The organism is Cnuibacter sp. UC19_7 (genome assembly GCF_042699995.1).
In the GTDB taxonomy this organism is placed as follows: Bacteria; Actinomycetota; Actinomycetes; order Actinomycetales; family Microbacteriaceae; genus Cnuibacter.
On record NZ_CP170560.1, the window covers coordinates 2,076,811 to 2,094,895 of the forward strand.

Consider the following 18,085-nt stretch of genomic DNA (forward strand, 5'->3'; position numbering starts at 1 on the left):
ACACATGAGCGACTACGCAGTCATCGACCCCGCCACCGGCGAGACGGTCAAGGAGTACGAGACCATCACCGACGCCGAGCTCGACGCGGCCATCGCATCGACGCACGCGGCCTACGCCGACTGGAGCCGCACGACGACCGCCGAGCAGCGGGCTGCGCTCATCAAGCGCGTCGCCGAGCTCCACCTCGAGCAGAAGGACGAGCTCGCCGCCATCGCCGTGCGCGAGATGGGCAAGCCCCTCGCCCAGGCCGTCGGCGAGGTGGAGTTCGCCGCAGCGATCTTCGAGTACTACGCCGACAACGGGCCAGGGTTCCTCGTCGACGAGCCGATCTCGGTCGACTCGGGATCGGCCGTCATCCGCAAGGTGGGCGTGGGCGTGCTCCTCGGGATCATGCCGTGGAACTTCCCCTACTACCAGGTGGCCCGCTTCGCCGGCCCGAACGTGGTGTCGGGCAACACGATCCTGCTCAAGCACGCCCCCCAGTGCCCCGAGTCGGCGGCGGCGATCGAGGCGATCTTCGCGCAGGCCGCCTCCGAGGTGGGCGCACCCGCGGGCGTGTACCGTAACATCCTCGCCACCAACGAGCAGATCGAGCGCGTCATCGCCGACCCGCGGGTGCAGGGTGTCTCGGTCACGGGTTCCGAACGCGCGGGCTCCGCCGTGGCCGCCATCGCAGGGAAGAACCTGAAGAAGGTCGTGCTCGAGCTGGGCGGATCCGACCCGTTCATCCTGCTCTCGACCGATGACCTGGATGCCGCGGTGCAGGACGCCGTGAACGCCCGCCTCGACAACAACGGTCAGTCGTGCAACGCGGCGAAGCGCTTCGTGATCGCCGACACGCTGTACGAGCGGTTCGCAGACGAGTTCGTCTCGCGGTTCACGGCCATCCAGCCCGGCGACCCCACTGCCGACGACACCGAGCTCGGCCCGCTGTCGTCGTCCGCGGCCACCTCGCGGCTCGCCTCGCAGCTCGCGCGGGCCGAGGAGCAGGGCGCGACCGTGCTGGCCCGCGGCGAGGTGCGCGGGAACTTCTTCCCGCCGGCCGTGCTCGCCGACGTCACCCCCGAGATGGACGCGTACCACGAGGAGTTCTTCGGCCCCGTCGCGATGCTGTTCCGCGCCTCCGACGAGGACGACGCCGTGCGCATCGCCAACGACACACCATTCGGGCTCGGCTCGTACGTCTACACGACCGACGAGGCGCAGGCGGAGCGGATCGCGGATCGCATCGACGCGGGCATGGTGTGGATCAACCTCGTGCTCGGCGACGCCGCGGAGCTCCCGTTCGGCGGCGCCAAGCGCTCCGGCTTCGGCCGCGAGCTCGGCCGCTTCGCCCTCGACGAGTTCGTGAACCGCAAGCTCATCCGCACGGCCTAGCCCCGCCCCGTCCGTTTTCAGGACAAGAGCCCGTATTCAGGACAGAACGTCCTGAATACGGGCTCTTGCGCATCCTGTCCTGAGAACGGACGGGGAGGCGCGGTGGGGTCAGCGGCGGAAGTAGGCGTTCGCGGCGCGGGTGTAGAGCAGGACGATGCCGATCAGGGCGAGGATGCCGCTGATGATCGAGGACCAGCTCGCGTTGGAGCCGCCCGTGATGCTGAACACCGCGCTGGCGAGGTTGAGCGCCAGGACGATCGTGGTGAGGACGCGGGCGACGTTGCTGCCGACGAGGAGACCCGAGCCGACGATGATCGTGATGATGCCCAGGATGATCGAGATGATCCCCACGAAGGGGATGAGGATCGTGAGGATGCCGCCGATCACCTGCAGCAGCCCGGTGATCCAGACGATGACGGCGACGAGCGTGACTCCGGTCGGACGCGACATGAACCCTCCTCCGCCGGGCGACCGGCTCGGGATCAGGCTAGCGCGCGCGACGCGCCTCGGGCAGCAGCCCGCGGAGATACAGCACGGTGGCGAGGTTGCCCGCCACGACCGTGAACGCCGCCCACCCGCGGATGCCGCTGCCGCGCCGCAGGAACGCGGCCGCGGTCGCGGTGTGCAGCGCGTCTCCGGCGAGCACCGCCACCGCGCCCAAGCGCCCCGCCGCGCGGCGCGAGCCTACGCCCGCTCCGGCCGCGGCGACGAAGCCCACCGCGATCGCCGCGGGCAGAACGCTGGGCGCCACCGCCGTGCCGAGCAGGGCGAGCACGCGTGCGCGGGAACGACGCCCTCTCGCGGCCGCCGCCCCCGCCAGGATGAAGAGCCCCGCCGTCGACGCCGCGTCCGCGACGAGCACGCGCGTCAGCCGCTCGGCCCGGCGTCGCGCCTGGGCCCGCAGCCGACGCCGACTCATCGGCCGCGCCGCTTCCCGGAGGAGGAGCCGGAGGAGTTCTCGGCGTCGGACGAGGTGCCGGAGTCGGACGAGCCGCTGTCCTTCCCGCGGCTCTCGCGCAGCATGCGGCCCTTCAGCACGTCGATCTCCTGCTTCTTCGCCGCCTTGTCGCTCTTCCTCGTGTCGCGAGGGGGCAGCTGGATGCTCCGCTCCGCGGCGATCCCCGCCTGCAGCTGCCGCCCACGCTCGAGCTCGGCGTCGAACTCCGCACCGAACAGGAGCGCGTTGTTCACGATCCAGAGCCAGAGCAGGAAGATGACGACCCCGGCGAGTGATCCGTAGTTCTTGTCGTAGTTCGAGAAGTTCGCCACGTAGAAGCCGAAGGCGACGGTCGCGATCGCCAGGATGATGATCGCCAGGAGCGCCCCCATGCTCAGCCATCGGAACTTCGGCTGCTTCGCGTTCGGGGTGGCGTAGTACAGGATCGCGAGGATGAGGACGACGAGGAACGCGAGCACCGGCCACTTCGCGATGGCCCACACGGTCTGCACCGTGCTGCCGAGCCCCAGTGCCCCGCCGATCGCGTCGGCGACGGGCCCCGAGACGACGAGGATCACCGCGGCGAGCGCGACGAGAACGATCGAGATCACCGTGACGAGCAGCTGCACGGGCTTGAGCTTCCAGAACGGCCGCCCCTCCGGGATCTCGTAGATCCGGTTCATCGCCCGGCTGAACGCCCCCACGTAGCCCGAGGCCGACCAGACGGCCAGCACGATGCCGCTGACCAGGGCGAAGCCCGCCGCCGGCGAGCTGGCGAACTGCTGGATGGGATCGCGCACGATGTCGGCCGTGCCGCCCGGCGCGACCGATCCGATGATGTCGAGCACCGCATCCGCCGCCGCCTGCCCCTGACCGATCACGCCCAACAGCGAGAAGATCGCGATGAGGGCGGGGAAGAGCGACAGGACGGCGTAGTAGGTCAGCGACGCCGCGATGTCGGTGCACTGGTCCTTCGAGAACTCGCGCGCCGTCTTGGTGAGCACGTACTTCCATGACGGCTTGGTGACGTCGGTGGGATCGTCGGGCTTGCGAGGATCGTCGGGGTCGGGAGCACCCTTCGAGTCGGAGCGGGCGGTGTCGGATGCGGTGCGTGCCATGGCGGTTCCTCGTCGAGATGCGAATGGGGCGGGTGCGACGAAGCGGAGGGGCGGCCGTCGGCCGCGCCCTCCGCGCTCGTCGTGGGGCGATCAGCTGCCGGAGAGGTTCTCCCGCGACTGCTGCGCCTGGTCCTTCACCTCGTCTGCCGCCGTGGAGGCTTCCTCCTTGACGGCGTCGACGGCGTCGGTCGCACGGTCCTTCACCGCGTTCGCCGCCTCCTGAGCCGGCTCCTTGAGGTTCTCGCCGACCTGCTTGGCGACGTCCGTCACCTCGTCGACGAGGGGCTGCGCCTTGTCCTTGACGGTCGAGGCGACCTGCTTCTCCTTCGACGACGCCGGGATGAGCGACGCCGCGAGGAGACCGGCGCCGAAGGCGATGAGGCCCACTGCGAGCGGGCTGCCCTGCGCCTTCGCCTTGGCGCTCGACCCCGCCGACGCGGCGAGGTCGCCCACCGCCGAGGCGGCGCCGCCGGCCGAGGCCGCCTTGCCGCTCACGGTGGAGCTCACGTCGTCGGCCGCACCCATGACGCGGTCGCGCACGGAGCCCAGTGCATCCTTTACCTTGTCGGTCTGACGGCCGACGACCTTCGACGGCGTGACCTTGTCGGCGAGGGCGTCGACGTCGCCGCTCAGCTCGCTGCGGGTGCGCTCGATGTCGGCGCGGATCTGGTCGGGTGAATCGCTCATCGGTTCTCCTCATTCCTCTTCAACGTCTCAGGGATCTTCTTGACGGACTCGACGGTCCGGGGAGCGCCCTGCACCTTCTTCAGCTGGCCGCGGCCGACGACGAAGAGGATGAGGGCGACGATCGCCCAGATGACGGCGACGACCACGCCCGACCAGCCCAGGCCGATCAGGGTGCCGATCGCCCACCAGAGCGCGAGCGACAGGAACAGGACGGCCATCAGGGCGGCGTAGCCGGCCCCGCCGAGCATCCCGGCGCCTTTTCCGGCGCGGCTGGCGGACTGCTTCAGCTCCGCCTTCGCGAGCTCCATCTCCTGACGGATGAGGGTCGACAGATCGCGGGTGACCTCACCGAAGAGGTCGCCCAGCGACGTCGAGGCCGCCTTCCGCTCGGAGGGCGTGTAGTCGTCGGTCATCGGCGGTCCCCGGCAGCCGGGTCGTCGCCGAACTCGGTGGCGCGCTGCGTGTAGAGCGGGGTGTCGTCGACGGAGCCGACCGCGGATGCGCCGGTCGCCGGGGCGCCGAAGGACTCCACCGGCGCGACGGGCTCGAACTCGTCGGCGGCGGGCCCGGGCGTCGCCCAGCTCCCGCCGGCGGCGCCGTCGGACACCGTGGTGCTCGCGCCACCCGTGGCGGCGCCGGCGCTGGTGGCGCCCGTGACGTAGGTGGCGTCCGTTCCGGCCGCTCCGGCGACGCTCGGCGTCGTGCTGGTCGCCCCGACGGGTGATCCGACGGAGGAGCTCGGCGCTGCGGCCTCGGCCTCCTTCTCGTCGGCCGCCGCACCGGCGAGCGAGCGCGCGAGCCGACCGACCACGACGCCGCTCAGGGCGGCGATCGCGATGAACGTGCCGGGCTTCCGGCGGGCGAACGACTTCACCTCGGCGAGCAGCGAGCCGGGGTCGCGTGCGTCGAGCCACTCGGCGACACCGCTCACACGGTCGGAGGCCTGCCGCACGAGGTCGGTGGCGAGGCCCTGGTCCTGCGATCCCGACGCCATCCCGCCGAGCTCGTCGCCGATCGAGCGGAGCCCCGCAGCCACCCGCTGCTGCTGCTGCCCGGCCTGCTCCCGCAGCTCGCTCTGCGTCTGGGCGTAGAGGTCCTTGACCTGAGACTTCGCCTCGCGGGCGACGGAGGCCGCCTCGTCCTTGGCCGTCGAGGCCACCTGGCCTGCCTGCTCGGCCGCGGTGTCCTTGAGCTCACCGGCCTCGTGCTTGGCCGCGTCGACCTTGCCGCCGTCCTGTGTTCCGGAGGCAGCATCACCATAGCTGTCTGACATGTCGGTCCTTTCGTGGTCGCTTCCCTGGTCCCTCCCTGAAGGGTCTACGTGGCCCCCGTTCGCGTGCCAGGGGGCTAGCCATCCGCACCCGAACGTGCTTCTGCCGTCGGATGCGGGTGCTGCGAGCGCCGAGCCGGGAGACGCGGACTCAGCGTCCGTAGCGGGCCGCCACCGGGCATCCGGTGCGTCGCTCGGTGGCGACGACCCCGACGTCGTGCAGCTCGCGGAGGACCTCGCCGTATGCCTCGACCAGACTCTGCGACGTGTAGACGACGCCGAGACGCTCGCAGTGGCGTCGGACGATCGCGCCGGCAGGCGCCAGGTTCGGCCGCGGCATGCTCGGGAAGAGGTGGTGCTCGATCTGGAACTCGAGCCCGCCCATCCACCAGGTCGACGCACGGCCTCGGATGTTCCGCGAGGTGATGACCTGCCTCCGCAGGAAGTCGAGCTCCGAGCCCGCCGCGACGATCGGCATCCCGACGTGGTTGGGCACGAAGGCGGCCGCCGTGGCCAGCCCGAACACCGCCACCTCGACGGCGACGAAGGCCGCTGCCTTCCCCACGGGCAGCGCCGCGAACGCGACCGCGAGGAAGCCCCCGTTGCGCAGCAGGAGCAGTACGAGCCGTGAGACGCCGCCGTGGCGGGCGGCGCCGACCGCGGCGATCACGCTCTTGACGTAGAGGTTGACCCCCGCGAGCAGCAGCAGGGGGAACAGCAGGACGGACTGGTTCGCGACGTACCGCGCGTAGAGACCACGGGTCGAGCGGGCATCCTCCGCGGTGAACGCGAAGGCACCCAGCCGGATGCTCGGATCGGCGTCCACGACGTTCGGATGCGCGTGATGGCGAACATGGCCGGCCTTCCACCAGTCGAAGTCGATCCCCACCACGGCGTTGCCGAGCACCAGCCCGAGCCGGTCGTTTCCCGGGCCGCTGCGCAGGACCTGCCGGTGCGACGCCTCGTGGGCGACGAACCCGAACTGCGCCATCACGATCCCGAACGCCGCCGCGACGAGCAGCTGCCACCACGAGTCGCCGAGGAGCACGCCCGTCACGACGAGCAGTGCCGATGCCACGGTGAGCGCAACGGCCGCGGCGGCCGTGCTGTCTCGGGGCTTGACGTCGCGGCGCGGCGGATGCCTCGCGCGGAGCAGTTCGTGGCACCAGGGGGCATTCGACCCGGTCGCCTCTCCGCCATAGCCTGGAGGGGTGCTGCGCCTGATCTTCTTCATCGGACTCGGTATCGGACTCGGCGGGGTCGTCGTACAGATCGTCGGGCCGCCCGGGGCGGGAGAGTGGACGATCCCGGTGGCGCTCATCACCATGATCGGCAGCAGCACGCTGATCCTCATCGGCCGCTCCATGAACGGGGTGCAGACCCCCTCCGCCGAGGACATCGCGGCGGCCAGATCGGCGGGCCGCTCGGCCCTCATCCGCGTGGACGCGCTCTCGCAGACCGGGACGCAGATCAACGACCAGCCGCTCTGCGAGCTGCAGGTGACCGTCCGTCCGGAGACCGGTCCGGTCTTCCGAACGGTGGTGCGGCGAGTGCTCGCGATCATCGAGGTGCCCCGCTTCCAGCCCGGATCCGTGCATCCGGGGGTCGTGCTGCTCGAGGGCGGACCCGAGGTCGCGATCCTCGACGGCGACGGGGGTGTGCCGATCCGGGTCCCCAGCGTCCCGGATGCGGCGAGCGCCGGTCCGCTGATCCTCCCCGAACCGCAGACCAGGGTGTCGGGCGGACGCCGCCGGCGCCCGCTGCTCGGCGTGGGCAGTCGCGGCCGTCCGATGCGCATCGCGCTCATGGTGGCCCTCGCGCTCGTCGCCGGCACCGCCGTCGTGCTGCCGTACCGGACGGCGTTCGAGCAGACGGTCGCCGCGCTGCCGTCGGGGCAGTGGCACTCCGATCTGCGACAGCCACGCCCGTTCCGCGACGCCCTCGCGGCGCTCCAGGGCGAGATCGGTCACGATCAGGTGATCTCGATCTCCGTCGGCGACGACCTCGTCGTGGTCGACGCACCCGTCACACCCGGGTCGCTGCCCACCGACCAGCTGACGTACCGACGGGGCGCCGTCGAGCGCGACGGTCCCGCCACCATCCAGCCGCGCATCGCGGCGGAGGCGTTCTCGACGAGCGAGCTCGACTGGGACGGCGTCTGGGCCACGGTGACCGCCCTCGCGGCGGAACGCGGGTACCCGCTCGAGGAGGTCTCGATGAGCGTCTCGAGGAGCGCGGACTCGGACGTCCAGAGCCCCACCTTCGCCGAGTCGGTCGGCCCCGTCCGCGTCTACGTCACGCTCCAGGGCGACTACGGGTCCGAGAGCGTCTTCCTGTCCGCCGACGGCACCGTCATCGCAGTGCCGAGCTGACCCTGCGCGGAGAGACGGTTCGCCTGCCCGCGCTGTCCTCACCACTCGCGCTGGATCGCCCGTCCGCTGGCCGAGATGGGGTTGCGGTGTGCGCGTGGGGCGCCGTCGTGGGTCCCGGGCTCCTCGGAGATCTGCAGTCCGCCGGGCTTGTTGGCCTCGATCATCAGGGCATCCACCCAGGCGCCGTTGATCGAGGGCATCCGGTGGCCGTAGTACTTGAAGGCGATGTCGCTGTGAGGATGCACCCAGATCGTGGCGCGACCGCCTCCGGCGTCGACGCTGTCGCGCCAGCTGAACAACAACGACTCGCCCCGGCGCATCTTGGCGCCGATGACGATCTGCACGTGCGCGAGCACCCGGTCCTCGAACTCGACCTCGACACGCGGGCCGCACAGGAACTTGCCCATCGCTCCACCCCGGAATCAGTAGTCGGAAGGGAGGTCGAGGGCCTCGCCGGCGGAGGAGGTGGCGTTGTGGGAGCGCGACATCTCATCCAGACGGTCGGCCAGGTACCTCTCCGCGTCCGCGTTGTCCGGATCGGGCAACTCGGTGGTGGCGGACTCGTTCATCAGGGTCGTCGCCGGCCCCAGGAGGAAGGTCGCGTCCGCGTCGTTGCCGTCGGGCCCGAGCACCCGCACGGAGACGTTGTTGGACACACCCCTCCCTGCGAGCTCGGTGGCGTACTGCATCAGCAGATCGGCGACACGAGTTCCGGTCAGGACGGACTTCTCCGCATACGTCACGTGCTTCATACCCCGCAACCTAGGCCGGGCACCCGGTGTCGACCGTGGGGTTGACGTGACTCCGCACGCGGACACACTGGGGAGATGGACTTCGGTGGAGTGCTCCCTGTCGATGCCCCCGACCCCAGCGCCGCGTCGGATGCGCGGCTGCGGGCCTGCGCCTTCCCGCTGATCGAGTTGAGGCCGCAGCCGACGATCTCGCGGCATCCAGTCTCTGGGTTCACCGACAGCCGCGGGGCGGTGGGGCTGGAGGAGTCATCGGTCGTCTTCACGTACACGCTGTGGCGCCACCCCGAGGACCGCTCTGATCCCCGCAACGAGATCGAGCTCGACGAGCGCGTCCGGCGGTCGATCGACGAAGAGCCTCCCTGGGGTCGACCGGAGTGGGTGAGGAGGCAGGCGCAGCTCTTCCACTACCCGATGCTGTGGGAGGCCGTGCGGACGAGCTGGTACGCCTCACCCGGCCATCCCGCGGCCTCGCTGCCCCTCCAACTCGTCGACCACGCCAACCACGTGCTCCGCAACTCCTTCCGGGAGCAGCTGCGACTGCCCGCCGGACCGGGTGGAGGCGACGAGTGGAAGGTGCGCGGTTCGGCCGTCGCACCCGGCACCGTCGTCGTCGACGGTGAGCCCCGGGAGGGTGTGCAGATCGACACCGACCCGTGGGTCTACGCGGTCGGATACCGGGTGGACGAGCAGGTGCTGTGCACGGCCGTGATCGACCGCGACGCCCTCCCCTTCGTGACGCTCGAGCTCTCGACGTTCCGAGCCTGAGCGCTCGGCGGTCTCAGTACAGCAGCGCGGCGGGCTGCAGGTCGGCGGTCTGGTCGCCGACGAGGGTCAGGATTCGCGGGTCGATCTTCCTGACCTCGCGGACGTCGGCGAGGTCGTCGAGACTGATCCAGAAGATGTTCGGGCTCCGCGTGGAGCCGAAGTAGTAGATCCGGTGCGTGAGGTCGGCGCCCGCACGCCACCACGTCGGGTACACGTCTCCCGTCGAGTACGGCGCCCCGTAGGGCACCGACACGTTCGAGATCAGCTGGAAGACGCCTGCGACGGCCTCCTCGACGCTCTCGGGCTCGGGCAGGTAGTGCAGGAAGTAGGCCGACCGCACGAACCGATCCTGCGACGTGATGTCGCCGGGTGGGGGCAGCTCACCGCCGAACGGACGGAACCGGGTGAGGTTCTCGAGCTGCTTGTCGAGCGTGGGCGAGTTGGCCATGACCGTGTACTCGCGGCCGTGGTGCACGACCATCTCGCCGCCGAGCGGTTCGATGATCGCCGAGTCGCCACCGGCATCCTCGAGGGCGATGTGCACACCGAGCTGCATGCCGCGGAAGGTGGGTGACGTGATCCGGACCCGGTCGATGTCGGCGACCGCCTCGGCGACGGTGGCGTAGTTGTCGAGCAGGTACTGCACCCACATCGCGTTCGCCACCGACGGTCGTCCATCCGGCTCGGGGAACGCGACGTCCTCGGGGTCGAGGTACAGGGCGTGCACGCCGAGCCCCCTGTCGTTGATCCCGTCGACCGTGCCCAGACCCCACATGCTGGTCACGACACTGCCGTAGGTCGAGGTCCAGCGGTGCGACGCCTCGTCGGCGTTGCCGCTCCGCGACGTGCCCGCCGGCACGAACCACAGCTCGGGCTCGTCGCTGACGGCCCAGTCCATGCAACGGGCGACCGTGGTCGCGACGTCGTTCGAGTTCCAGAGGATGCGCGTGCACATGTTCGAGAGGGTATGCCCTGGCCGCGGCCGAGCAGAAGGGGCAATCCGCCCGGGTGCGGATACTGTGAGCACGTGAGCGACGACGAGCTGCCGCGGCCCTGGTGGAGGGTCCTCGGTGAGTGGCTGACCGAGCAGAAGCTGTGGCGCGACGTGCTCACGCGGGTGATCGCGGGCGTGATCACCGCCGCCGTCGTCTACGCCGGCGCCGTGCTCCTCGGCTATCTGCACACGCCGGAGATCGCGGCCGGCGCCCTGCTCGCCCTCGGCATCGCGGGCGTGCTGATCCTCGTCGCCGTCGCCGCAGGACTGCTGACGTCCCTGCCCTCACGACGGCGAGCCGGTCGGCCCGTCGTCGGCCATACCGTCGCAGCGGTCGTGCTGCTCGCGGCCGCCGTCGGGGTCGCGGTGGGTGTCGGCGGCACGGTGTTCGCGTCCGGCGCCCCGCTATGAGGCCACCCCGCGCCCGGCCTGTCCGTGTTTCGGAGAGGTAAAACCCCGAGCGGATTTCAGCGAAACCCTTGACCTGCTGAAGATCTTCAATAAAGTAAATGCAATCTCGTCGAGGAGGAGGATCGGATGGCTGGTCAGGACCAGAACGTCTCGGCTGATGCCATGAAGACCCTCCTGCTCTCCGTGGGTTCTCAAGTGAAGAACCTGCGGAAGGAGCGCGGCCTCACTCTGGCCGCACTCTCCGAGATGACGGGGCTCAGCCCGGCGATCGTCAGCCAGATAGAGAGGGGTCTCGCGAACCCCTCCTTCTCGACACTGGTCCAGATCGCCCATGGGCTGGACATCCCCGTGGGCCGGTTCTTCGCCACGAACGAGGTTCCCCCTTCGCCAGTCGTCCGCAAGCACGAGCGCCAGAACTTCACGAGGGTCTCTCGGGAAGCGGTCGGTGACGCTGTGTACGAGCAGCTCACCCCCGATCTGAACGGCGCGCTCGAAGCCCACTGGGTGGTCAGCCCTCCGGGCCACGACACCAGTGCCACGCCGTTCCGGCACATCGGCGAGGAGCTCGGCATCATCCTCTCCGGGAAGCAGGACGTCTACCTCGACGGGGTGCGATACACCGTCGAGGCAGGGGACTCCATCCGGTACTCCTCCGAGCTGCCGCACTGGTACGTCAACGCCTACGACGAGGACTGCGTCTCCATCTGGGTCAGCACTCCACCTTCCTGGTGAGTCGCAGCCCGCTCGTCGGGCGCACCGTGCCCCACTCCTCTCGGTAGCACCGCACCACCTGCCCGACACGCGATCCTGCGACGGGCAGCGAGCCAGTCAGCGTCAGATCCACCCATCTCCCGCTCCGTCGCGCCCGAGGGCCGACACGGAGCGCTCTTCGTCACGCCCGCGAAAGGGACCGTCATGATCGACACCGGCACCACCTCCTCCCCGTCCACCCGTCAACGCTTCTCTCCGGAGGTCCGCCGCGGCCTGTTCAGCCTGGGCCTCGGCAACACGCTCGAGTGGTACGACTGGATGCTCTTCGGACTGCTCTCCGCGTTCATCGGCCCGAACTTCTTCCCCTCCGACAACGCCGTCACCGCCACCCTCGGCGCGCTGTCGATCTTCGCCGTCGGATTCGCGTTCCGCCCGCTCGGCGGCATCATCCTCGGCACCCTCGCCGACAAGATCGGACGCCGGCGGGTGATGCTCCTCTCGGTCGGCATGATCGCCGTCGCCACGCTGGTGATCGCGTTCACGCCCACCTACGAGCAGATCGGCATCTGGTCCGGTCTGATCCTGCTGCTCTGCCGCATCGTGCAGGGCATCTCGACCGGGATCGAGGCGCCGCTGTCGACCGCCCACGCGGTCGAGCTGGCCCCCGAGGGCAGGGAGGGCATGGTCGCCGGCGTCATCTCCGTCTACGTCAACCTCGGCATCCTGCTGGCCTCGCTCGTCAGCTTCTTCTGCAGCCTGACCCTCGGCAGCGAGGTGATGGGCGACTGGGGCTGGCGCATCCCGTTCATCGTCGGCGCCGCTCTGGGCGTGATCGTGCTGTACCTGCGGCGCACGCTCCCCGAGACCCTGAAGGCCGACGAGATGGCGGCGTCGAGCACCGGATCCGTGTGGTCGGGCGTCCGCAAGAACTGGCTGGGCGTGCTCGCCGTCATCTTCGTGGTGGGCGCCGTGCAGGCGTACAGCTACGCCTGGAACACCGGCCTCCCCAGCGCCGCGCGAAGCGGCTTCAAGGAGGACGCGACCGCGGTCTTCGCCCTCACCACCGCGCTGGGCGTGATCATGGTCGTCGGCAGCTGGGTGGTCGGGAGGTTCGTGGACGGGCGGCCGCTGTCGAAGTGGTTCGTCATCGCCCGACTGCTGGCGATCCCGTCGGTGTTCCTCATGCTCGCCTACGTCTCCCCCGGCATCGGCGGCTTCGCGCTCGTCCTCCTCGGCGGCTCGATCGTCCTGGTCTTCAACATGACGCTCTACAACGTGGTAGCCACGTCGCTCCTGCCGAAGGCCTCCCGCGGCGCCGGAGTGGCGCTCGGCTACGGCATCGGCGTCGCCCTGTTCGGAGGCACCGCCTCGTACCTGCTCGTCTGGCTGCAGTCGCTCGGACTGACCTGGGTGTTCCCCACCTACGTCGCCGTGCTCTGTGCGCTCAGCGTGCTCTTCTACGTCCTTGCGCGGTCGCGCAACGGGCTCTTCGTCGGAAAGTGAGTACCCCATGACAGCCCTCGATCTCCGCATCCGCCCCGCCGATCTCGACGTCCCCGTCGCGTCGACCTCCGACGTCATCGTCGTCGGGGGCGGCCCGGCCGGTGTCTCCGCAGCGGTCACCGCGGCCCGCTCCGGCGCCTCCGTCACCCTCATCGAGCGCTACCCGTACCTGGGCGGGCTCGCCAGCGGCGGCATGGTGCTCGTGCTCGACGACATGGTGAACGGGCCCGAGATCTCGGTGACGGGCATCGTGTCCGAGTACATCGAGCGCCTCGACCGACTGGGCCTCGTCGTCGTCGCCCCCGAGGAGGATCGCCACGCCTCCCGCGAGACCTGGAACCGGTGGGGCCGGTACGGCCTCTTCGACTTCCACTCGCACACCCAGCCGAAGCCGATCTGCTACGCCGCCGCGTTCGATCCGGATGGGTGGAAGCGGGTCTCGAACGACCTCGTGCGCGAGGCGGGCGTCGACCTGGTGCTGCACGCGTGGTTCAGCCGGCCCATCGTCGAGGACGGCGTGATGAAGGGCGTCGTCTGCGAGACGAAGGCGGGCCCCCGCGCCTACCTCGGCTCGGTGGTCATCGACACCACGGGCGACATCGACGTGGCGTCGCGCGCCGGGGCGAGCCACATCCGCGACAGCTACCTCACCACGCTGGTGTTCCGTCTCGGCGGCGTCGACACGGACGCCGCCGAGCGGTTCGAGCAGGAGAACCCGAAGGAGGCCCGCGCGATCAACCGCACGATCAAGCGCCTGCTCGGCGGGGCCTGGGAGCTGTGGTGGTTGAAGACCCCGCTGCCCGGCGTGGTCTGGTGCAACGCACCCCACATGACCGGTTTCGACGGGTCGGATCCCGACGACCTCACTCGGGCGGAGTTCGCCGCCAGGGACCGCATCGTCGAGGCCATGGTCTACGTGAAGGAGCACCTGCCCGGGTTCGCCGACTGCTACGTGATCGATGCCGCACCGCAGATGGGCGTGAGGCAGACGCGACTGCTCGAGGGCGAGTACGTCATGACGAAGGACGACGTGACCTCGCGCCGGCACTTCGCCGACTCGGTCGCCCGCGGCCGCGACTACTACTACCCGTATCGGTCGCTCCTGCCCCGCGAGGTCGACCAGCTGCTCGTCGCCGGCCGCCACTACTCCGCCACGCCCGACGCGCAGAAGTCGTCGCGCGAGATCCCACCGTGCATGGCGATGGGCCAGGCCGTCGGCGTCGCGGCTGCTCTCGCGGTCGACTCCGGCGTCCTCGTCCGCGACGTGCCGGCGGCCGACATCCAGGTGGGGATGCGCCGCCACGGCGCAGACCCGGGCGACGTGCCCGCGGCCAATGCCACCCTGGATGCGGTGGACGAGGTGGTCAGCGCATGACCGGCCCGACCCTCGAGGAGAGGACGCCCGCCCGGGCGGAGAAGGAGGAGGACATGACACCGGAGGCGACGCTCCCGCTGGCGGGGCTCACCGTGGTCGACTTCACCCAGGTGTACATGGGCCCGAGCGCCACCCAGCTGCTCGGCGACTTCGGCGCCGACGTGATCAAGGTCGAACGGCCGGGCCTCGGCGACATCTCGCGCAACTCGTTCCCCGATCCGGACGGCCAGGACAACCCGATCTTCCTGTCGATCAACCGCAACAAGCGCAGCCTGTCGGTCGACACCCGGCAGGAGGAGGGCCGCGCGCTCCTGTGGGGGATCATCGCCGACGCCGACGTCGTGGTCAGCAACTTCAGGCACGGCGTGATGGAGCGGATGGGGTTCGGCTACGACGAGCTCTCCCGCGACAACCCCGGCCTGATCTGGGCGTCGGGCACCGGGTTCGGCACCGAGGGGCACTACGCCCACAAGGGCGGCCAGGATGCGATCGCGCAGGCGTACTCGGGTGTGATGTGGCGTCGGGAGTCGCCCGACACCCCGCTCACGATGTACCCGACGACCCTGGCCGACTACACGACCGGGATGCACCTGCTGCAGGGCATCCTGCTCGCGCTCCGGAGCCGCGACCGCACGGGCCTCGGCCAGCGTGTCGAGGTCACCATGTACGACTCGATGCTGCACATGCAGATGCAGGAGGCGTGCATGCAGCTGAACCGCGGGTACGAGGTCAACTGGGCCGAGATGCCCCTGAGCGGCGTGTTCGAGACCTCCGACGGCGCCCTGTGCCTCGTCGGAGGGTTCACCACGAACCCGCTGCACCATCTGTCGCGGGCGCTGCGGCTCGAGGAGGACCTCGGCGAGCGGCCCGATCTGCAGACGCTCGAGCAGCAGTTCGCGGCCAAGCCGGAGCTGCACCGCATCTTCGCCGAGCGCTTCGCCACCGACACCACCGCCCACTGGTGCGACCGTCTCGAGGAGGAGGGCCTGCTCAACGCCCCGGTGCACTCGCTCGCTCAGGCGCTCGACGACCCGCAGACCGCGGCCAACCGCATGATCGTGGAGGCGGAGCATCCGACCGTCGGAGCGGTGAGGATGCTCAACGCGCCGATCCGGCTCTCCGCGACACCCGCATCCGTGCGGAGGGTCGCGCCGAGGCTCGGCGAGCACAACGCGGAGATCCTCCGCGAGTACGGCGTCGACGAGGAGACGATCGGCCGGCTGCGCGCCGACGGGGTGCTGCGATGAGCGAGACCGAGACGGACGACGTCCGCTTCTCGCTGGTCGACGGGGTGGCCCGCGTCACGATCGACCGGCCGCGGGTGCTCAACGCCGTCGACGCGGCCACCCACGAGCGTCTCAACCGGATCTGGGACGAGATCGAGGCGGACGCGTCGGTGCGGGTGGTCGTCATCACGGGGGCAGGCGATCGGGCCTTCAGCGTGGGCGCCGACATGTCGGCCGCGGGCGTCGCCAAGACCGGACTCGAGTACTGGGCCGACATGGATCCGAACGGGTTCGGGGGCCTGAGCCTGCGACGCACGCTCGACGTCCCCGTCATCGCGCGGGTCAACGGCTACGCGCTCGGCGGCGGGCTCGAGATGGTGCTCGGCGCCGACATCGTGATCGCCGCGGACCACGCCCAGCTCGGCCTGACCGAGCCGCGGGTGGGCAGGCTCGCCCTCGACGGCGGGATCGCCCTGCTCACGCAACGGGTGCCGCATACGGTCGCGATGGGCATGCTGCTCACCGGCCGGAGGGCGACCGCGGCCGAGCTGCACGCCGCCGGCCTGATCAACGAGGTCGTGCCCGCCGCCGAGCTCGACGCCGCCGTCGACCGCTGGGTGGCCGACATCCTCCGCTGCGCACCGTCGTCGGTGCGGGCGGCGAAGCAGATGGTCACCCGCACGGCGCACCTCGCGCCGCACGAGGCGCGGGCGACACTCGTGCCCGCTCTCGCCGCGGCACTCCAGGGCCCCGAGCAGGACGAGGGGGTGCGGGCGTTCCAGGAGAAGCGGCCGCCGTCATGGGATCGCACGGCGGCCCGCGCAGGATCACAGGAGGAGAACCGATGACAGCACCACTCGCACCCGGAGTCTGGGGCGTGCTCGCCACGCCTTTCCGCGGCGCCGACCTCGACGTCGACCGCGAGAGCGTCGCCACGCTCGCCCGCCACTACGAGAGCCTCGGAGCCACCGGCCTCACCGTGCTGGGTGTCTTCGGCGAGGCCACGAGCCTCGCACCCCGCGAACGCGCCGAGGTGCTCCAGACCGTCGTGGAGTCGACGGGCCTGCCCGTCGTCGCCGGCCTGACCTCGTTGGCCACGCGGCCCGCCCTGGAGGAGGCCTCGCTCGCCCTCGAGGTGGTCGGCGATCGGCTCGCCGGGGTCATGCTCCAGGTGTCGTCGCCTCGTCCGCGCCAGGTGATCGAGCACCTGACCGCCGTGCACGACCGCCTCGGCGTCGGTGTCGTACTGCAGGACTACCCCGTCGCCAGCGGGGTCGCGATCCCGGCCGGCGACCTCGTCACGATCGTCGAGGCGTGCCCTTTCATCGTCGCGGTGAAGTCGGAGGCCCCGCCCACGAGCGTGGCCATCGCCGCGCTCACCGCGCGTCTCGACGTGCCCGTGTTCGGTGGACTCGGCGGGCAGGGGCTGCTCGACGAACTGCAGGCCGGAGCGGCCGGTGCGATGACCGGGTTCTCCTACCCCGAGGGCCTGCTGGCCTGCATCCGAGCCTGGAACGAGGGCGGCTTCGCGGCCGCCCGTGCCGCGCTCATGCCCTACCTGCCCCTCATCAACCTCGAGCAGCAGCCGCGCATCGCCCTCGCCGTGCGCAAGGAGCTCCTGCGGCGACGCGGGCTCATCGCCGAAGCGGGTGCCCGCCCGCCGGCGCTCGCCTTCCCCGAGGCGCTCACCCCGGCGGTGGAGGCCCACCTCGCGGAGTTGGAGCTCCAGGTCGGGCTCGAGCTCGCGACGGGGGTGAGCCGCTGATGGACCTCGGGATCGAGGGCAGGGTCGCGCTCGTCGCCGCGGCGACCGGCGGCCTCGGCCGCGCGGTCGCGACCGCGCTCGCCGCAGAGGGCTCGCGCGTGGTCGTGACCGGCCGCTCGTTCGAGAAGGCCCAGCGGGTCGCCGCGGACCTTCCCGGCGCGGTGGCCCGTGAGCTCGACATCGACGACCCGGATGCCCCCGGCCGCGTGATCGACGAGGTCGCCGCGACCCTCGGCCCCGTCGACATCCTCGTCACCAACGGGCCGGGACCGGCGCCGAGCGCCGCTCGCGCGACGAGCACCGAGGCGTTCGAGGCGGCCACCGCGCGACTGTTCGCACCCCAGCAGCGGATGATCGCGGCGGCGCTGCCCGCCATGACCGCTCAGGGCTGGGGTCGCATCCTCGCCGTGGGGTCGAGCGGGATCACCGCGCCCCTGCCCGGACTCGCGGCGTCGAACGTCGCTCGGGCCGCCCTCGCCGCGTACCTCAAGACGCTCGCCGGCGAGGTGGCGGCCGACGGGATCACCGCGAACCTGCTGCTGCCCGGCCGGATCGCGACGGATCGCACCGCGTCGCTCGATGCCGCCGCGGCCGCGCGCCGAGGTCTCGACCTCGAGACGGTGCAGGAGCAGTCGCGCTCCGGGATCCCGGCCCGCCGCTATGGACAGCCCGACGAGTTCGGCGCCGCCGCCGCCTTCCTCTGCAGCGAGCGCGCCTCGTACATCACGGGGGTCGCGCTGCGCTGCGACGGCGGCCTCGTCCCCGTGCTCTGAGGCGACCGCCCCCGGCACACCACGACAGACATCCAGAATCCACCTGAG

21 protein-coding genes are annotated in these 18,085 nt (G+C 70.7%); 11 read left to right on the forward strand and 10 right to left on the reverse strand.

The features are described from left to right. The first annotated feature begins 4 nt into the window (after positions 1-4). On the forward strand, positions 5-1,378 hold the full coding sequence (locus tag ACFJGV_RS09780; protein WP_378143707.1) for an NAD-dependent succinate-semialdehyde dehydrogenase: 1,374 nt from the start codon (positions 5-7) through the stop codon (positions 1,376-1,378). Positions 1,379-1,486: 108 nt separating this feature from the next. On the opposite strand, the gene ACFJGV_RS09785 is transcribed toward ACFJGV_RS09780, so the two are convergent. The 7 genes from ACFJGV_RS09785 to ACFJGV_RS09815 form a co-directional block, all read right to left on the reverse strand. Next, positions 1,487-1,828 (reverse strand): hypothetical protein, encoded by a 342-nt coding sequence (locus tag ACFJGV_RS09785; protein WP_378143708.1) that lies wholly within the window; start codon positions 1,826-1,828, stop codon positions 1,487-1,489. A gap of 37 nt (positions 1,829-1,865) precedes the next feature. Then, on the reverse strand, positions 1,866-2,297 hold the full coding sequence (locus ACFJGV_RS09790; protein ID WP_378143709.1) for a hypothetical protein: 432 nt from the start codon (positions 2,295-2,297) through the stop codon (positions 1,866-1,868). Continuing rightward, positions 2,294-3,433 (reverse strand): YihY/virulence factor BrkB family protein, encoded by a 1,140-nt coding sequence (locus tag ACFJGV_RS09795; RefSeq protein ID WP_378143710.1) that lies wholly within the window; start codon positions 3,431-3,433, stop codon positions 2,294-2,296. The genes ACFJGV_RS09790 and ACFJGV_RS09795 overlap by 4 nt, the downstream gene beginning before the upstream one ends. 90 nt (positions 3,434-3,523) lie before the next feature. Beyond that, positions 3,524-4,120: a DUF3618 domain-containing protein gene (locus ACFJGV_RS09800; protein ID WP_378143712.1), complete on the reverse strand. Its 597-nt coding sequence runs from the start codon at positions 4,118-4,120 to the stop codon at positions 3,524-3,526. Further along, a complete protein-coding gene (locus ACFJGV_RS09805) occupies positions 4,117-4,533 on the reverse strand; it encodes a phage holin family protein (RefSeq protein WP_378143713.1) in 417 nt (138 codons plus the stop codon). Before ACFJGV_RS09805 ends, ACFJGV_RS09800 begins: the two co-directional genes overlap by 4 nt. Continuing rightward, entirely contained in the window at positions 4,530-5,393 is an 864-nt protein-coding gene (locus ACFJGV_RS09810; protein WP_378143714.1) for a hypothetical protein, read from the reverse strand. Before ACFJGV_RS09810 ends, ACFJGV_RS09805 begins: the two co-directional genes overlap by 4 nt. 148 nt (positions 5,394-5,541) lie before the next feature. Beyond that, positions 5,542-6,468: an acyl-CoA desaturase gene (locus tag ACFJGV_RS09815; protein WP_378143715.1), complete on the reverse strand. Its 927-nt coding sequence runs from the start codon at positions 6,466-6,468 to the stop codon at positions 5,542-5,544. Positions 6,469-6,601: 133 nt separating this feature from the next. On the opposite strand from ACFJGV_RS09815, the gene ACFJGV_RS09820 reads away from it, so the two are divergent. After that, complete coding sequence (locus ACFJGV_RS09820; protein WP_378143716.1) at positions 6,602-7,762, forward strand: hypothetical protein; 1,161 nt, start codon at positions 6,602-6,604, stop codon at positions 7,760-7,762. 38 nt (positions 7,763-7,800) lie between these two features. Here the strand turns inward: ACFJGV_RS09820 and ACFJGV_RS09825 are convergent, their stop codons facing one another. Beyond that, positions 7,801-8,169, reverse strand: coding sequence for an ATP-dependent DNA ligase (locus tag ACFJGV_RS09825; protein ID WP_378143717.1), 369 nt, complete (start codon positions 8,167-8,169; stop codon positions 7,801-7,803). Between the two features lie 15 nt (positions 8,170-8,184). Continuing rightward, the gene (locus ACFJGV_RS09830; protein WP_378143718.1) at positions 8,185-8,514 is read right to left on the reverse strand and encodes a hypothetical protein; all 330 of its coding nucleotides are present in this window, start codon (positions 8,512-8,514) and stop codon (positions 8,185-8,187) included. Between the two features lie 75 nt (positions 8,515-8,589). Between ACFJGV_RS09830 and ACFJGV_RS09835 the strand changes: the two genes are divergently transcribed. Then, positions 8,590-9,279 (forward strand): hypothetical protein, encoded by a 690-nt coding sequence (locus ACFJGV_RS09835; RefSeq protein WP_378143719.1) that lies wholly within the window; start codon positions 8,590-8,592, stop codon positions 9,277-9,279. 13 nt (positions 9,280-9,292) lie between these two features. Here the strand turns inward: ACFJGV_RS09835 and ACFJGV_RS09840 are convergent, their stop codons facing one another. Then, the gene (locus ACFJGV_RS09840) at positions 9,293-10,234 is read right to left on the reverse strand and encodes a linear amide C-N hydrolase (RefSeq protein ID WP_378143720.1); all 942 of its coding nucleotides are present in this window, start codon (positions 10,232-10,234) and stop codon (positions 9,293-9,295) included. A 72-nt stretch (positions 10,235-10,306) separates the two neighbouring features. On the opposite strand from ACFJGV_RS09840, the gene ACFJGV_RS09845 reads away from it, so the two are divergent. From ACFJGV_RS09845 to ACFJGV_RS09880, 8 genes are all read left to right on the forward strand, one after another. Beyond that, positions 10,307-10,684 carry a hypothetical protein gene (locus ACFJGV_RS09845; RefSeq protein ID WP_378143721.1) on the forward strand — a complete coding sequence of 126 codons (378 nt, stop codon included), beginning with the start codon at positions 10,307-10,309 and terminating at the stop codon, positions 10,682-10,684. Between the two features lie 126 nt (positions 10,685-10,810). After that, on the forward strand, positions 10,811-11,416 hold the full coding sequence (locus tag ACFJGV_RS09850) for a helix-turn-helix domain-containing protein (protein ID WP_378143722.1): 606 nt from the start codon (positions 10,811-10,813) through the stop codon (positions 11,414-11,416). Positions 11,417-11,599: 183 nt separating this feature from the next. Beyond that, a complete protein-coding gene (locus ACFJGV_RS09855; protein WP_378143723.1) occupies positions 11,600-12,898 on the forward strand; it encodes an MFS transporter in 1,299 nt (432 codons plus the stop codon). Positions 12,899-12,905: 7 nt separating this feature from the next. Continuing rightward, a complete protein-coding gene (locus ACFJGV_RS09860) occupies positions 12,906-14,273 on the forward strand; it encodes an FAD-dependent oxidoreductase (RefSeq protein WP_378143724.1) in 1,368 nt (455 codons plus the stop codon). A 53-nt stretch (positions 14,274-14,326) separates the two neighbouring features. Then, a complete protein-coding gene (locus ACFJGV_RS09865) occupies positions 14,327-15,520 on the forward strand; it encodes a CaiB/BaiF CoA transferase family protein (protein WP_378148687.1) in 1,194 nt (397 codons plus the stop codon). Next, complete coding sequence (locus tag ACFJGV_RS09870; RefSeq protein WP_378143725.1) at positions 15,517-16,347, forward strand: enoyl-CoA hydratase-related protein; 831 nt, start codon at positions 15,517-15,519, stop codon at positions 16,345-16,347. The genes ACFJGV_RS09865 and ACFJGV_RS09870 overlap by 4 nt, the downstream gene beginning before the upstream one ends. Beyond that, positions 16,344-17,264, forward strand: coding sequence for a dihydrodipicolinate synthase family protein (locus tag ACFJGV_RS09875; protein WP_378143726.1), 921 nt, complete (start codon positions 16,344-16,346; stop codon positions 17,262-17,264). Before ACFJGV_RS09870 ends, ACFJGV_RS09875 begins: the two co-directional genes overlap by 4 nt. Next, positions 17,264-18,037 carry an SDR family oxidoreductase gene (locus ACFJGV_RS09880; protein WP_378143727.1) on the forward strand — a complete coding sequence of 258 codons (774 nt, stop codon included), beginning with the start codon at positions 17,264-17,266 and terminating at the stop codon, positions 18,035-18,037. The genes ACFJGV_RS09875 and ACFJGV_RS09880 overlap by 1 nt, the downstream gene beginning before the upstream one ends. Positions 18,038-18,085: the final 48 nt, after the last annotated feature.

Coding starts and splice junctions, on each gene's coding strand:
- ACFJGV_RS09780 (WP_378143707.1), top strand. CDS start 5: ATGAGCGACTACGCAGTCATCGACCCCGCCACCGGCGAGACGGTCAAG.
- ACFJGV_RS09785 (WP_378143708.1), bottom strand. CDS start 1,828: ATGTCGCGTCCGACCGGAGTCACGCTCGTCGCCGTCATCGTCTGGATC.
- ACFJGV_RS09790 (WP_378143709.1), bottom strand. CDS start 2,297: ATGAGTCGGCGTCGGCTGCGGGCCCAGGCGCGACGCCGGGCCGAGCGG.
- ACFJGV_RS09795 (WP_378143710.1), bottom strand. CDS start 3,433: ATGGCACGCACCGCATCCGACACCGCCCGCTCCGACTCGAAGGGTGCT.
- ACFJGV_RS09800 (WP_378143712.1), bottom strand. CDS start 4,120: ATGAGCGATTCACCCGACCAGATCCGCGCCGACATCGAGCGCACCCGC.
- ACFJGV_RS09805 (WP_378143713.1), bottom strand. CDS start 4,533: ATGACCGACGACTACACGCCCTCCGAGCGGAAGGCGGCCTCGACGTCG.
- ACFJGV_RS09810 (WP_378143714.1), bottom strand. CDS start 5,393: ATGTCAGACAGCTATGGTGATGCTGCCTCCGGAACACAGGACGGCGGC.
- ACFJGV_RS09825 (WP_378143717.1), bottom strand. CDS start 8,169: ATGGGCAAGTTCCTGTGCGGCCCGCGTGTCGAGGTCGAGTTCGAGGAC.
- ACFJGV_RS09830 (WP_378143718.1), bottom strand. CDS start 8,514: ATGAAGCACGTGACGTATGCGGAGAAGTCCGTCCTGACCGGAACTCGT.
- ACFJGV_RS09835 (WP_378143719.1), top strand. CDS start 8,590: ATGGACTTCGGTGGAGTGCTCCCTGTCGATGCCCCCGACCCCAGCGCC.
- ACFJGV_RS09840 (WP_378143720.1), bottom strand. CDS start 10,234: ATGTGCACGCGCATCCTCTGGAACTCGAACGACGTCGCGACCACGGTC.
- ACFJGV_RS09850 (WP_378143722.1), top strand. CDS start 10,811: ATGGCTGGTCAGGACCAGAACGTCTCGGCTGATGCCATGAAGACCCTC.
- ACFJGV_RS09855 (WP_378143723.1), top strand. CDS start 11,600: ATGATCGACACCGGCACCACCTCCTCCCCGTCCACCCGTCAACGCTTC.
- ACFJGV_RS09860 (WP_378143724.1), top strand. CDS start 12,906: ATGACAGCCCTCGATCTCCGCATCCGCCCCGCCGATCTCGACGTCCCC.
- ACFJGV_RS09865 (WP_378148687.1), top strand. CDS start 14,327: ATGACACCGGAGGCGACGCTCCCGCTGGCGGGGCTCACCGTGGTCGAC.
- ACFJGV_RS09870 (WP_378143725.1), top strand. CDS start 15,517: ATGAGCGAGACCGAGACGGACGACGTCCGCTTCTCGCTGGTCGACGGG.
- ACFJGV_RS09875 (WP_378143726.1), top strand. CDS start 16,344: ATGACAGCACCACTCGCACCCGGAGTCTGGGGCGTGCTCGCCACGCCT.
- ACFJGV_RS09880 (WP_378143727.1), top strand. CDS start 17,264: ATGGACCTCGGGATCGAGGGCAGGGTCGCGCTCGTCGCCGCGGCGACC.